The 14,668-nt window shown below is 34.5% G+C and carries 11 protein-coding genes and 2 pseudogenes; 4 read left to right on the top strand and 9 right to left on the bottom strand.

The window, feature by feature from the left end:
- Positions 1-177: 177 nt before the first annotated feature.
- Complete coding sequence (locus I6L50_RS18265) at positions 178-1,485, bottom strand: exosporium glycoprotein BclB-related protein (protein WP_219302257.1); 1,308 nt, start codon at positions 1,483-1,485, stop codon at positions 178-180.
- A 469-nt stretch (positions 1,486-1,954) separates the two neighbouring features.
- On the opposite strand from I6L50_RS18265, the gene I6L50_RS18260 reads away from it, so the two are divergent.
- On the top strand, positions 1,955-2,245 hold the full coding sequence (locus I6L50_RS18260; RefSeq protein WP_002136293.1) for a DUF4183 domain-containing protein: 291 nt from the start codon (positions 1,955-1,957) through the stop codon (positions 2,243-2,245).
- 65 nt (positions 2,246-2,310) lie between these two features.
- Here the strand turns inward: I6L50_RS18260 and I6L50_RS18255 are convergent, their stop codons facing one another.
- Positions 2,311-3,222: a DUF4183 domain-containing protein gene (locus I6L50_RS18255; RefSeq protein WP_219302256.1), complete on the bottom strand. Its 912-nt coding sequence runs from the start codon at positions 3,220-3,222 to the stop codon at positions 2,311-2,313.
- 136 nt (positions 3,223-3,358) lie between these two features.
- Here I6L50_RS18255 and I6L50_RS18250 point away from each other — a divergent pair.
- Positions 3,359-3,559: pseudogene (locus I6L50_RS18250) on the top strand (BclA C-terminal domain-containing protein); the annotation flags it as partial.
- A gap of 369 nt (positions 3,560-3,928) precedes the next feature.
- On the opposite strand, the gene I6L50_RS18245 reads toward I6L50_RS18250, so the two are convergent.
- The gene (locus tag I6L50_RS18245; RefSeq protein WP_219302255.1) at positions 3,929-4,543 is read right to left on the bottom strand and encodes a helix-turn-helix domain-containing protein; all 615 of its coding nucleotides are present in this window, start codon (positions 4,541-4,543) and stop codon (positions 3,929-3,931) included.
- A gap of 59 nt (positions 4,544-4,602) precedes the next feature.
- Here I6L50_RS18245 and I6L50_RS18240 point away from each other — a divergent pair, with 59 nt between their 5' ends.
- Positions 4,603-5,187: a LysE family translocator gene (locus I6L50_RS18240; RefSeq protein ID WP_219302254.1), complete on the top strand. Its 585-nt coding sequence runs from the start codon at positions 4,603-4,605 to the stop codon at positions 5,185-5,187.
- Between the two features lie 582 nt (positions 5,188-5,769).
- Here the strand turns inward: I6L50_RS18240 and I6L50_RS18235 are convergent.
- The 6 genes and pseudogenes from I6L50_RS18235 to gabT all read right to left on the bottom strand — a co-directional run bounded on the left by I6L50_RS18235 (position 5,770) and on the right by gabT (position 13,381).
- The gene (locus tag I6L50_RS18235; RefSeq protein ID WP_113936521.1) at positions 5,770-7,566 is read right to left on the bottom strand and encodes an ABC transporter ATP-binding protein; all 1,797 of its coding nucleotides are present in this window, start codon (positions 7,564-7,566) and stop codon (positions 5,770-5,772) included.
- Positions 7,559-9,313, bottom strand: coding sequence for an ABC transporter ATP-binding protein (locus tag I6L50_RS18230; protein ID WP_113936522.1), 1,755 nt, complete (start codon positions 9,311-9,313; stop codon positions 7,559-7,561). The genes I6L50_RS18235 and I6L50_RS18230 overlap by 8 nt, the downstream gene beginning before the upstream one ends.
- Positions 9,314-9,575: 262 nt before the next feature.
- Positions 9,576-10,172 (bottom strand): DUF1349 domain-containing protein, encoded by a 597-nt coding sequence (locus I6L50_RS18225; RefSeq protein ID WP_002127357.1) that lies wholly within the window; start codon positions 10,170-10,172, stop codon positions 9,576-9,578.
- A gap of 33 nt (positions 10,173-10,205) precedes the next feature.
- A pseudogene (locus I6L50_RS18220) lies at positions 10,206-11,089 on the bottom strand (GNAT family N-acetyltransferase).
- Between the two features lie 262 nt (positions 11,090-11,351).
- Positions 11,352-12,041 (bottom strand): MOSC domain-containing protein, encoded by a 690-nt coding sequence (locus I6L50_RS18215; RefSeq protein ID WP_002085626.1) that lies wholly within the window; start codon positions 12,039-12,041, stop codon positions 11,352-11,354.
- Between the two features lie 14 nt (positions 12,042-12,055).
- The gene (gene gabT, locus I6L50_RS18210) at positions 12,056-13,381 is read right to left on the bottom strand and encodes a 4-aminobutyrate--2-oxoglutarate transaminase (protein WP_219302252.1); all 1,326 of its coding nucleotides are present in this window, start codon (positions 13,379-13,381) and stop codon (positions 12,056-12,058) included.
- 129 nt (positions 13,382-13,510) lie between these two features.
- Here gabT and I6L50_RS18205 point away from each other — a divergent pair, with 129 nt between their 5' ends.
- Positions 13,511-14,413, top strand: coding sequence for a LysR family transcriptional regulator (locus I6L50_RS18205; RefSeq protein ID WP_219303718.1), 903 nt, complete (start codon positions 13,511-13,513; stop codon positions 14,411-14,413).
- The last annotated feature ends 255 nt before the right edge of the window (positions 14,414-14,668 follow it).

The raw sequence follows: 14,668 nt of genomic DNA, 5'->3' as shown, positions 1-14,668 counted from the left end.
CATAAACAATAAAGTGTAAATCATAAATTTTGATTTTTCTTATATACCAACTTAATAAAGAGTAATTTCCCAATTGGTTTATTACCTATCTTTCAAAAAAATATAGCCCCACCTAATAAAATTAGGTGGGGCTATATACAAATGCCTGTTTAAATTTCAAACAAACATTGTAACAAGTTAGACGATATTAATACCTGCACTTACAAATCCAGCAACTGCAGCTATTGGACTAGCTGCTGTTAATGAAACATATAATAGTATTTGATCCCCAGCAACTACTGGAATACTTTCAGCTACGATCCCTGATGCTGTGTCCAAAATTGCTATTGTAGTAAATGTTGGTGTTAATAATAGAGGCGCTCCCTGAACTGTAAACGTATTACTTCCTGCAGGTGCAATTAATATTTGCATCTGAATTTGTACCGGTGTTAATACCGCTAATGCAGCTGTTGCACTAAAGAAACCTGCTAATGACGTAATAGTTCCTGCACGTGGTGCTACAAATGCATAATCACCTACCCCTAACGCTAGTGTGATATCAGTTCCACCTGTTAATGCTACGCCAGGCTGACTAAAACCAAATCCAAGGAGAGTTCCTGTATTAGCTACTAATGCGTTAACTAACGCAGCTGGCGTTGTACCTGAAGCATACGGAATAATAGCTCCGCCTCCTGTTGCTCCCGTTGCTCCTGTTACTCCTGTTGCTCCCGTTGCTCCTGTTGCTCCTGTTGCTCCTGTTGCTCCTGTTGCTCCTGTTGCTCCTGTTGCTCCTGTTGCTCCCGTTGCTCCTGTTGCTCCTGTTGCTCCTGTTGCTCCTGTTGCTCCTGTTGCTCCTGTTGCTCCTGTTGCTCCTGTTGCTCCTGTTGCTCCTGTTGCTCCTGTTCCTGCCGGGCCTGTCACTCCTGTTGCTCCTGTTGCTCCTGTTGCTCCTGTTGCTCCTGTTGCTCCTGTTGCTCCTGTTGCTCCTGTTGCTCCTGTTGCTCCTGCTCCTCCTGCTCCTGTCGCTCCTGTTGGGCCTGTTGGGCCTGTTGCTCCGCCTCCTGGAGTAGCACCAATTAGTTGTGTTAATAAGTTTAATAGAAGTTGTAAACTCGCAGGATCAATAATTAAAGAGAAGAAGAATGGTGCAAGGGCACTGTAGAATTGTTGTAATAAAGAAAGTAATTCGCTTAAGTTTGGATTAGGGGATTGTAGTACATTGATAATACTTTGAATTAGTTGTTTTAAATAATTACCCTCTGGAGATGGTGCTAATCCATTTAGTAAATTTAATAGTTGAGTAAACAAATTGAGTAAATTTAATCTGTTTGCATCACTTGGATTTGCAAAAAACGCTGCAATAGCTGAAATTAAAGAATTTAGTAAAGTGATTAATTGTCCTAATTGAGTGCTAGTAATTGGAACTGTTTGTGGATTATTACAACATTCTGGAGTGAAAACTATCGGATTGCAGTTATTATGACCAAAACAATTGTTATGTGACATTTATTTCCTCCTGACTTGTCTTATAGTTGAGTGTTTTCCTATTATAAGAACCATAAAAGTGTACAAAGAGTTATGTTATATATTCACTTAAAATAGGAAACATGAATTATAATTAAACTTTAAAACGACATTTAATTATGTTCATGACTCACATATTAATTATATGTTTTTAATAATTGACTGCTTAGATTAAACACCTAAACTTAAGAGTTTATTTTATTTTTCCACGTTTATCTATTAGGTCCAAAAGCACATTTTCATTTAAAAATTAAAACATAAATAAATCATTAGCATATATTCCACAAGTAACAACATCATTCTTTCAAATAATTAAAAATGATACCTTTACTAATATTGTGTTCCTTCTATAATCATGAAGCCGTTTCTATTATAAAAAACTTTCATACAATATAGTGGACAAGTTTTTCTATACTTCGTTCAAAAAAATAATTAAAGGAGTGAAATTTAATTGCCAATCATTCAACCATTTATCGCTTCTAGGAGATTTACATCTACACTAGGAGCTGGAACAGGAACAGGTGCTGCTTTTGCAATTGCTGCAACAGCTTGTTTAAACGATGCCGGTACTACTGCAACTGCCTTTCCGACTTTTACGTATTACAACCTCTATGTAAACGGCATAATTCAACCTAGCGTGAACTCCAGTGTCACCACAGGTCCTACTGGTGCTATTACAATTCCTGGCGGAGATGCATTAGACGGTGGAATCCCAATAACAATTGAATTTATCGTCACTTAATTTTAACTAATGTAATTTAGAACAAAAAAAGACAGATTTCTTTTTCCATTAAGAATCTGTCTTTTTTAATTAATAATAATAAATTGTAATATAATTGATGACCCTTGCGAAGGTGGTTGATTATCCAATAAAGTTAGTTTACCAGTACTAACTTCATAAAATGGTTGTGGTTGCAAAATTCCATTAATAAACAAATTTATATATGAAACCTCACTAGGTGATAATATATTCGTTGTCCCATATTGAGCTATCCCATCTGCATCTGTATATATAAGTTTCTCTCCATCTGAAAAAGTATAATATAATAAATTGGTTGTTGTTATGGGACCAATAACCCCAGGTTCTCCTGTTGGTCCTGTTAGGCCTGTTGGTCCCGTTAGACCTGTTGATCCCGTTGTACCGGTCGGGCCTGTTACACCTGTGGATCCCGTTGTACCGGTCGGGCCTGTTACACCTGTGGATCCCGTTGTACCAGTCGGGCCTGTTACACCTGTGAATCCCGTTGTGCCGGTCGGGCCCGTTACACCTGTGGATCCCGTTGTGCCAGTCGGGCCCGTTAGACCTGTGGATCCCGTTGTGCCAGTCGGGCCTGTTACACCTGTGGATCCCGTTGTACCAGTCGGGCCTGTTACACCTGTTGGTCCCGTTAGACCAGTCGGGCCTGTTACACCTGTTGGTCCCGTTAGACCGGTCGGGCCTGTTACACCTGTTGGTCCCATTAGACCGGTCGGGCCTGTTACACCTGTTGGTCCCGTTGTACCAGTCGGGCCTGTTACACCTGTGGATCCCGTTGTGCCGGTCGGGCCTGTTACACCTGTTGGCCCCGTTGTACCAGTCGGGCCTGTTACACCTGTTGGTCCCGTTAGACCGGTCGGGCCTGTTGGAATATAAATTGGGGGAAGAACTGGAAATGTAGGTCCAATATTTCCAGGTTCTATCATAGCTTTATTTATTGATAATTTATCATCTCGCTTCAATTTAATACCTCATTCCACATTTTTGTCTACTAATTTATATAATAATAACTCTATCATTTTAGAAAAATTCCATAACTAATCTTTTTTTCATTCTCAAATGATTTTTACATATATTAAACATTCACCTTTGCTATAACTACTATTGAACTCTTCCATTCCACTTCCTAGATCTATTTTTACTCCCGCAATATCAACTTCAAATTATAATAATAATTTAATTACCAATTTATTTGCTGGTAATACAATTTCACTTCAATTATTCGGCATATTATCCATCTTTAATTTAGTTGAAGGTGGTTCAACAGGTACCTTTCTAACAATTATACGAATCGATTAAAAAATGATTCATTCTTTTTTTAATAAACATTTTTAAATACTAAACAGTAACTATCACGACAGTGATTAAGCAACAAAAACACATTTCACTATATTCATAGTAGTAACTATCTTTACTAAATTTTCCGTATATATATTATCAATTTACACTGCGCCCATGCTGATGTTACATTAAATAAGAAGACAATTTCTCCTTTACGAACCATCTCAATACGTATTTGAGAAATATTCTCCAATCCTATACGCGAGAGCAATACTGTGTTGACACTCAAATGAGTGTCTTTTTTTGTAAATTGTAATAAATAAAACCATCTCTTATAGATGGTTTTATCAAAACATATCTCTTTATATTTTAAATAAAATAGCAAGTTTATGAAGCTGGATAATAAATGGTCATACTTAACCGAGTTAGCGTTCGTCCGGAATTATGATAAGAGTGCGGTCTATCCGCCTTAAAGCGAATTGAATCTCCGCTATTTAATGTATATTGACAATCATTTATTTCAATTGTCAATTCTCCCTCAAACACCGTTATAAATTCTTCGGTCCCTTCTTTATGGCCTTCCGAACTTAATTTTCCTTCCTTTTTAATTTCAACCGTATAGATTTCAAAGTTCCTATCATCTTGAAAAGGAAAAGAAGGATACACTTTATATCTCCCATTGTCTTCTGATAATACTTGAACATCGTTTCGTAAAACCACTTTCGTATCAGGCTGTGGATTATTAATTAAAGACGTAAAAGACACTTTTAAACCATTCGCAATTTTCCATATCGTTGTTAGTGTCGGGCTTGAATCTCCTCTTTCAATTTGTCCAATCATCGTTTTACTCACACCCGTTAATTGGGAAACCTTTTCTAAACTTAATTTTTCTTTCTCACGTATTGCCTTTATATTTTTCGCCAAAATAAGTTGAATTTCTTCCATAAAAAACACTCCTATACTATATACAACATAACGACCGTTATGTATAATAAAAAGCACACGTTATATTGTTCTTTTCGGTCATTATAACACACGAAAAATACTTAGGGGGTTTTGAAATGCCTTTATTTTCTTTTTTATTATTTGTTTTTATTAGTAGCTTCACACCCGGTCCTAACAATTTTTTAGCTATGACATACGCAAATCAACTTGGTTTGAAAAGGAGCATGCAATTTTGCTTTGGAGTAGCTTTCGGTTTTTTCCTCCTCACTTCTTTATGTAGTTTCTTTAATATCGTACTAATTAATATTTTACCCAAAATCGAATTACCTTTAAAAATTTTAGGAGTAGCATACATGCTATATCTAGCTATTAAAATACTCACTAGTAAAGGCAGTACAGATCCCGATGAAAAAGATAATAAAAACTTATTTACAGTGGGGATTTTTCTTCAGTTTGTTAACCCTAAAGGGATATTATTCGGACTGACTGTAGTTTCTACTTTTATTCTCCCTTACTACAATTCATATTCCAGTTTTCTACTTTTTTCATTATTTCTAGGTGTAATCGGTTTAATGAGTACATTTAGTTGGAGCCTGTTTGGTTCAATATTCCAAAAACTTTTATTACAACATACTCAATTATTTAACATCATTATGGCTGTTTTATTGGTTTTCAGCGCTATATCAATCGTTATAAACTAGCTCTATACTCATTCCGGTTACTTATAAACTACCTTTCTATATATTTTTAAAACTTAGATTGTTTTTAATAGTAATCTATTTCATAGTTCTAATTCATTCATGGGTTGAGGTGATACTCTATATACCATTTGTGACATATCGAAACGAACTAATTCCGATATGTCACAAATGCTTAAAGTTTTTACCTAGTCAGCTTAAAGTTTTTACCTAGTCAGCTCAAATCTCCCACCTATTTATTGGACTCTGCTCTATTCACTCCTTAAGGCGGGAGTTTTCTGCAAAAAAATAGTAACGTATAGCTTTAATCGAAGCGGATTTTTGTTCATTTCCCACTAAATATAAGCTGAAACCAAACTGACTTGCCCCCCAACATAACAAAGCAACAAACACCGAATCAATCTTACTTCAAATTTACTCAACTTCATACCACCAGCCTTATGATCAAGCCAACCTCTTTTCACCTAGTCTGCAAAAGTACGCTGTTAAAACATTCAGTGAAAGACTATTCGGATAGCAATGTTTGCAAATATAAAAAATGAGGTTTCTCTTTTCTAGAGAAACCTCACCACATCAATATTTTTGTTAAATTTTAAACTGACTCGTATACAAATCAAAGTAGAATCCTTTCTCTTCCATAAGAGATTCGTGATTTCCTCTTTCAAAAATACTACCATCTTTAATTACAAGTATTTGATCTGCTTTTTCAATCGTTTTCAGCCGATGAGCGATTACAAAACTTGTTCGCCCTCTCATTAAATTATTTAATCCAGATTGAATTTGTAATTCTGTTCTCGTATCAATATTAGATGTTGCTTCGTCGAGAATTAATATATCTGCATCTGCTAAAATCGCTCGTGCAATCGCAAGGAGTTGTTTTTGTCCTTGACTTAAATTCGAACCTTCTGAAGCAATTTCCGTTTCATATTGATTTGGTAGATGTTTTATAAAAGAATGTGCTGATGCTGCTTTTGCTGCTGCAACTACTTCTTCATCACTTGCATCTAAACGTCCATATCGAATATTTTCCATAATCGTTCCTGCAAATAAATACGTATCCTGTAAAACAACCCCTATTTTACTCCGCAAAGAATTAATATCATAATCCTTTATATCTTTTTCATCAATGCTAATTTGCCCTTTTTGAATGTCATAAAAGCGAGTTAACAAATTAATAATTGTTGTTTTTCCTGATCCAGTTGGACCGACTAAAGCGATTGTCTCCCCAGGATTCGCCTTGAGACTCACATCTTTTAAAATCATGTTGTCCTGTGCGTATCCAAATGAAACTTTCTCAAGCCTAACATGTCCTTGTAAATTTTGTACAAGTACTGCATCTTTTTTATTTTGAATTTCTGGTACTTCATCCATAATTTCAAAGACACGTTCTCCTCCAGCAACTGCCGCTTGAATCGTATTCATTAAAGTTGCAAATTGACTAAGTGGCCTTGAAAATTGTCGAGAATAATTAATAAAAGCTGCAATGACACCTACTGTTGTCATTCCGTTTAATACCATTACCGATCCAGTTCCAATTACAAGCCCCATTCCTAAGTTATTAATAAAGTTCATACTTGGAAAAATAAATGCTGAAAACGTTTCAGCCTTCGTTGCTGAAATTCTTAGCTGTTCGTTAATTTTATTGAAGTTATGTACGGTTTCTTTTTCTTTTCCGTATAACGTAGTTACGTCTGCACCTGTAATGGCTTCCTCAATAAATCCATTTAATTCTCCTAAATCCTTTTGACGCTTCGCAAAGTTTTTCCCACTATAAGCAACTAGTTTTTTCGTAACGAAAAACATAATAGGTACTGTAATTAAAGTTACAATCGCTAAAATCCAATCTAATGAAAACATCGCAATTGTTACACCTATAAACGTTAACGCTGATGAAATGATTTGCACAACACTTTGTGTCAAAGCTTGATTTAAGTTATCAATATCATTTGTCACACGGCTCATTAAATCACCTTGAGAACGTACATCAAAGAATCGTAGAGAAAGTGTTTGGATTTTTTCAAAAATATCTTGTCGTATTTTTTGTATCGTCTTTAATGCAACATTAATCATTACAAATGTTTGTAACCATGTTAATAATACGGTTATCCCATATATCGCAATGAGTAGCATGCACATTCTCGCTGTCCCGCTTAAATCCTTCGGTACAATGTATTCATCAATGATGACCCCCATATAATATGGCCCAAGTAAACCTAGTAATGTCGTGATAAATACAAGAATAATAACGAACATAAGAGATGCTTTTTGATATCCCATATAGTTCCATACTCGCATTATAGTTCCTTTAGTATTCTTAGTTTTTCCCGTTTTCGGATTGTTACGTCCACCTTTATTTCCAAATTGTCCTTGAAAATTACGCATGCTCTTCCCCTCCTTCTTGCTGCAGGCTACCACCTTGGGAAAGATAAATTTCCTGATACACTTCACAAGTTGCCAATAAATCCTCATGCGTACCATTTCCAACTAATTCACCGTTATTCAAAACGAGGATTTTATCAGCATCTATAATAGAAGATATTTTTGATGCAATTAAAAATGTCGTTGTGCCACTATATCTTGTCCTTAACGCTTCCTGTATTACAGCTTCTGACTTCGCATCAACTGCCGATGTAGAATCGTCTAATACAAGAATAGATGGCTTTCTCACTAGGGCTCTTGCAATAGATATACGTTGTTTTTGACCACCAGATAGATTGGTTGCACCTTGTGTTAAGTTATATTCATAAGAGTCTTCCAGCTTATTGATAAACTCAGTCGCACAAGCAGATGAAGATGCTAATTCCAATTCATCATAAGTTGCATCTTCTTTGCCATAACGTAAATTCTCTTCTATACTGCCTGAAAAAAGAAGTGCCTTTTGTGGAACGAAGCCAATGGAAGCACGAAGTTTTTGCAAATCGTATGCTTTCACATTAACATCATCTATACATATTTCACCTTGATCAACATCGTAAAGTCGTGGCAATAGTTTCGCCAATGTAGATTTACCACTTCCGGTCGATCCAATAATCCCTATTTTTTCACCTTTACGTACAGTAAATGAAATATCTTTTAAAACATATTCATTATTTTTCGTATAACTATAGCTAACATTTTTAAACTCTACATTACCACCCACTTGTTTTGGTTCATATACGTCGCCTTCAGTTGTAATATCAACTTCAGTATGTAAGACTTGTTGTACACGATCAGCTGATGGAAAAGCACGGGCAATTTGAATAAATACCATACTAATAGACATAAGTGACATTAAAATGATATTTAAATAGTTAATAAAAGCTAAAATGGCCCCTACTTGGAGTGTACCGTTAAAAACTTTCTCGCCACCAATCCATAAAGTTGCTACAATTCCGCTATTTACAACTAGCATAATAATTGGCATCATCAATGAAATAATTTGTATTGCACGAATATTTATTTCAGTTAAACTTGTATTAACTTTCTCAAACTGTGCGATTTCATATTTTTGTCTTACATATGCTTTTATAACACGTACACCGGATAAATTTTCTTGTAGCTTTGTGTTTACTTTATCTAATGCTTCTTGTACTCGCTTAAATGAACCGCTCGATTGACCTGCAATCAATACAATTGCAACTAATAATACGGGTACCACAACAAGTAAAATTGGAAATAGGTCTCTCGCTGTTACAAAGACTATAATGATACTTCCAATAAATAATAACGGTCCACGGACAAGTACACGTAACGTCATCGTCATTGCCGATTGAATAGATGTAATATCATTTGTCACGATTGTTAATAATTTACCTGTTCCAAATGAATCACGATTTTTGCTAGAAAATGTTTCTATTTTCGCGAACACATCTTTTCGTATGTCTGTAGCGAAATTAACAGCAGCTTTTGTAGAATACATCATACAACCAAGTCCTCCAACTAAACCGATTGCTGCTGCTCCTATCATAAGAAGCCCCATTTTTATTACATAATTCAAATCCCGGTTTGCAATTCCAACATCAATAATATGTTGCATTATTGTCGGTTGAATTAAGTCCATCGCAACCTCAAGTACCATAAATAGCGGTCCAATAATAGCGAAGAACATGTATGGTTTTAAATACTGTAACAACTTGCGAAATGATTTCATACACAATCTCCTTTTTTCATGAAATTACCATCGAATAATTTATATTCCTCCTTATTTGAGCGATATAGTCTGTAATTTCTCCATTAGTCCTATTATATTAGGCAAATTAATATTTAACATTATTAAATGATAAGTTTTAAATCATTTTTAGTCAATAAAATGGAACTTTAATCTACCAGGCATTTTCACTGCCAGTTGATGTGAATACTCTTTAACTTAATAAAAACCGCATTCTCATTTAGTAAGAATGCGGTTTTCCCATCTATATTTGTTCAATTTTAAAATCGAAAACCTCGGTCTCGAATCCATTATTTTCAGAAGGACTACACGTATAAAAACCAATTTTAACAGGCTCATTACCTATGTCCTCCATCAAATGAGCGATTCTTATTTGTTCCCATCGCTGACTCGTTTTCACATATATTGTATAATCGCCAAGTTTTCGAATAATTCGAAAACGTAATTGTTGCTTAGCAAACTCATTTGGATAGTCTTGCGTTGACCAATCAGAATAGCCATTATTCGTTACGACAGCACCTAAATGTGATGGGCCCTCAGGAATATATTCTAAAGATGTTTTTAACCAACACTTCTCAGAAATCATAACAAATAAACCCGCTTGATCGTATGTCGCATTTGGATTCATGCGCAATTGAACCTCAGCCTGAAAATCTGTCATTATCTCATCATAAAATACATGGCCATTCATTACTTCAAAACCATAATGGGTTTTCAGCCAAAAATCTGTTTCTTCTTTCGAATGGACAATGAATGTATCATTGTCTTCAAGTTTGTAAAATTTAGGTGCGTTCATTACAGTAAGTTGCTCAATATGATTTGGTATATATGATGTTTTCATAATTCCTCCATAAAAAAGCATTTAAATTAATATTTAAAACTCAGTTAATACCGGGAATTTATAACCTTTAAAATCTAATTCTTTATTACTTCGAACCATTAAATACTTACTAGTCTGTAATTCTGTATATTGTACATCATCAATTCCTAATTGATCTGGGTAGAAATAAAATTCAATCTCCGTAAATTCCCCAGAGATTTCCTCACATAATTCATCTAAAATCGGAATTACCGGCGCAAATACTCCAAATAATTTTAGTTTTTGATTTTCTACTGTAAAAACAATCAGCGCATCTAATTTCTCTGAATAATAAAGGTTTTCATTCCATGTTGAATCATACATATTTAAATAAAACGAAGAGCGGTAATTTAACGTTGAAAATTTATTAGAAAGCCTTTGGCCATTTTCAATAATCTCATGTATTAATTGTCTATCCTCTTCATTATAAAAATCTAACTTTTTAAGTTGAGAATCTTTGTAACCTTTATTTTCGCATGATACTGTCATCAAATATTCTTGCACAATTTGAAAACCAAATGGTTTATATAGTTCCGGATTTTCAGTAAACAAGACCGCACACTCGCATTGCTCATCAATTTCCTCTATCATCTTACTAAACAATTGTTTCATTAATCCTCGTCTACGATAATTCGGATGTGTCATTACTGATTGAATACCCGTTGCATTTATTTTTTCACCATTAATTAAAAGCGGAAGTGAAAATGCCGCAACATTTGCAATCGCATTATCATCTTGTAAAAATGATAATGCTTTATATGTATAATCCCAATACCCTTTCTCTGAAAAATCCTGCAATGTTTGGCTCGTAATCCCAAACACTTCTTCAAATAAAGGAAATAACTGTTCTCTTCTCGGTTCTTCTAATAGAAAGTTTGCCATTTTTTAACATTCCCCATGTTGTCCCTCCATACGTCGATTCCATTAATTTAGATATACTTATATGACCTACTCTCAAAAAATAGGCCTTTCAAATCAATATAGTATCATAAAACTTTTAAAAATGGTTTAATTTATTTTATGTTTTGATTATTAAAAAACAAGTCGAATAAACTAGTATTAAGATTTTTGAATAATATCATGTTTATTATATAGCAAATGGTGCTTCCTACTTATCTTTCCGATAATAGAAATACACCATTTTATGCAAATATAATTCACCTATTCTTTGGTTCCCTCAAGTCGCTCCTTCGTACTAATTTCTTCTCCCTTCACTCGCTTTTCAAACGTCTTTCTCCAACTAGTAGACAGTGCATTTACTTCTAAAATCCTTTTTAATCCTTCAGAGTTTTGTTTTTCTTTATGCATTATGCGATTCGCAAACAAAATTGACACACCTTTTGGATCAGGCTTCAACAATTTTAAAGTATCTACCGGTAATATCCACCCTTCTTTTAATACTCGAAAATAAAAACCTGTGTATCCTGTATCTTGAAAATATAATGGCAACTTTGGAATATTATATTTCTTCGCTAATTTAAAACAAGGTTGTCTTGGCTGCGTTACTTGTACAATCGCTTCTCCGAGTTGAAACGTGTCACCAATACAAACATCTTCTTCACGCATTCCGCTTACTGTTATATTTTCACCGAAAGCCCCATATACAAGTTCCTGATTCAACTCTTTTTCCCAGTAAGGATAGTGGTCACCAGTATAAACACAAACCGCTTTATCTACACCTCCATGATGAACTAAATCCGCCTGCCCATCTCCATTAAACTTTAAAAATGATAAAAAAACAGGTTCCTTTACTTGCTTTTTATTTATCCCTGTTTGAATTAACTTCCCACCATACATAACCTCTTTTGGCAATCCTAGATTTAAAGATAGGATTTCATATACTTTAGTCATTCAAATCCCTCCTCTTACTTGCGGCACAACTTTTCAAAAGACTCATTTATTATTTCAAATCCTCTATCTATTTCTTCGTTTGAGATAACTAGAGGTGGTAAAAAGCGTAGTACATTATCAAATATCCCCGCTCCAATACTTATAAGCCCATTCTTCCAAAAATCTTCAATTAGCTTTACTGTTAGTTCTTTTGCAGTTTCTTTCGTTATGCGATTCGTTACAAGTTCCATTGCAACCATCGCACCGATTCCACGAACATCACCAATCACTTCGTACTTTAATTGCATTTGATGTAGATGTAACATTATTCTATTTCCAATTTGCTGAGCCCTTTCAACTAGGTTTTCTTCTTCCATTATTTCAAATACAGCAAGACCAACTGCACAAGATAACGGACTACCTGCAAAAGTTCCACCAATTTGTCCTCTCCCAGGAATGTCCATCAACTCCGCACGACCGACAATAGCACTTAATGGTAAACCGCCAGCAATTGATTTTGACAAAGTCATTATGTCAGGCTCTATATGAAAATGTTCTGTTGCAAACCATTTCCCTGTTCGGCCAAATCCAGTTTGCACTTCATCCATTATCATTAAAATACCGTATTGATTACAAATTTCTCGTAATCGTTTTACAAATGTAATAGAAGGAACAATAAACCCACCTTCCCCTTGTACTGGTTCCATTACGATTGCTGCTACTTTTTCAGGTGATACTTCTTCTAAAAACTTTTCAAACTGATAGATGACTTGAGAATCCACTTCTTCAGTAGAAACTCCTTCTTCAGCTCTGTAATAGTACGGATACGGCAATATATGCATGTCTGAAACGAACGGACCAAATCCTGCTTTATATGGAGTTTCTTTGGTCGATAGAGACATTGTCATTAATGTTCTCCCATGAAATCCTCGTTCAAACGAAATTACTTTACTCCTCCCTGTTACTTTACGTGCGATCTTTACAGCATTTTCAATCGCTTCCGCACCACTATTGGCAAACATCGTTTTTTTCTTACTTGTACCTGGCACTTTCTCATTAATTTTCTCCGCTAAAGTAATATAATTTTCATATGGAGTTACATGAAAACAAGGATGTATAAATGATTCTGCTTGTTTTTGTACCGCTCTTACAACTTTCGGATGACAATGTCCAACATTTTGCATACCAATTCCACCAGCAAAATCAATAAACTGATTTCCATCTACATCTGTTATTATCGCTCCCCTTGCTTCTTTTACATATAAAGGCGTTAAATGATATATTCCTGTCGGTACAGCCTCCTCATACCTTTTTTGAAGTACTTGTGAATAACTGCCCGGTAATACACTAGATTTCAACAATTCTTCTTCACCTCATCTAATTTTTTAATCAATCCATTTCTGATAAAGTGATTATATATCCCACAAAACCATTGTTCAATTCAATTATTTATATAATAATGATAGGTATATCCTATGATTAAACTTGAGGTGATTTCAATCGAATTACGACAATTAGAATACTTTTTAGCTGTTTCGAAAGAATTACATTTCACAAGAGCAGCCGAGAAATTAAATATTTCACAACCTTCACTAAGCCAACAAATACGTGCATTAGAACATGAAGTAGGAATGCCACTTTTTGATCGAATTGGTAAAAAAATATCTTTAACTGAAGCAGGAAAAGTTTTATTATCGCACAGTAAAACAATCTTTCACGAAGTCGAACAAGCCCGCTCTGCCATTCAAGATTTAAACGGATTACAACATGGATCCTTAACAATCGGCTCATTGTTAACCGTCGTAAATTATCTACTACCACCAGCCATTTTAAATTTCAATAATTTATATCCGAATATTGAACTTTCTGTATTAGGTCTTCGTACAGGGGAAATTCGTGAAAAATTATTACAAAATGAATTAGATATTGGCATTACATTTCTTCCAGTGCAAGATAAAGAGATTGTTTCTATCCCACTATATAAAAGTGAACTTACATTAGTCGTGCCGACCGGTCATCGATTAACTGAACATGATCATGTATCTATTGCTGAATTACAGAACTACCCTTTAATTCTTTTACCTAAAAATTTCTTTTTAACCGAACTAATTACATCTCATTGTCAAAAATTCAACTTTACACCAAAACCAATTTTAGAAATTAGTACGATGGAATCTTTAATTCAAATGGTCTCAAAAGATATGGGAATTACAGTATTACCAAAACCTTATATAGATTTTTTGCAAAGCGAACACATTCAATCTATTAAAATTGAAAACCCCACTCCAACAATAGATATAGGACTTATTTATAGAAAAGATAAATACATGTGCGCTGCTACCCGAGAATTCATTGAACAACTAAAGTTAACAGTACAATCTCTACAAAATTAAACATAAAAAGAGATTATCCTATGTAGCCGTTACACAACGCCCTATTAGAATAATCTCTTTTTATAATAATATAAAACATTACATTTTATGGTTTCTTTTCTAATAACCTATTATTCATTATAAGTGCTAAATTATTATCGTATTATTAAGCTACACATCAACGATATTTTATGTCTATTTCGTATAGGTGTTAGCAAGTCCGTTTGCAATCTTGTTAGCACATTTTTATAAAAATTATATAGTACTTCACAAAGT

It is taken from the genome of Bacillus sp. FDAARGOS_1420, from assembly GCF_019344915.1.
Classification (GTDB): Bacteria; Bacillota; Bacilli; order Bacillales; family Bacillaceae_G; genus Bacillus_A; species Bacillus_A mycoides.
Note: the sequence above shows the minus strand (reverse complement) of the source record. Positions and strands in the feature narration are given on the sequence as shown.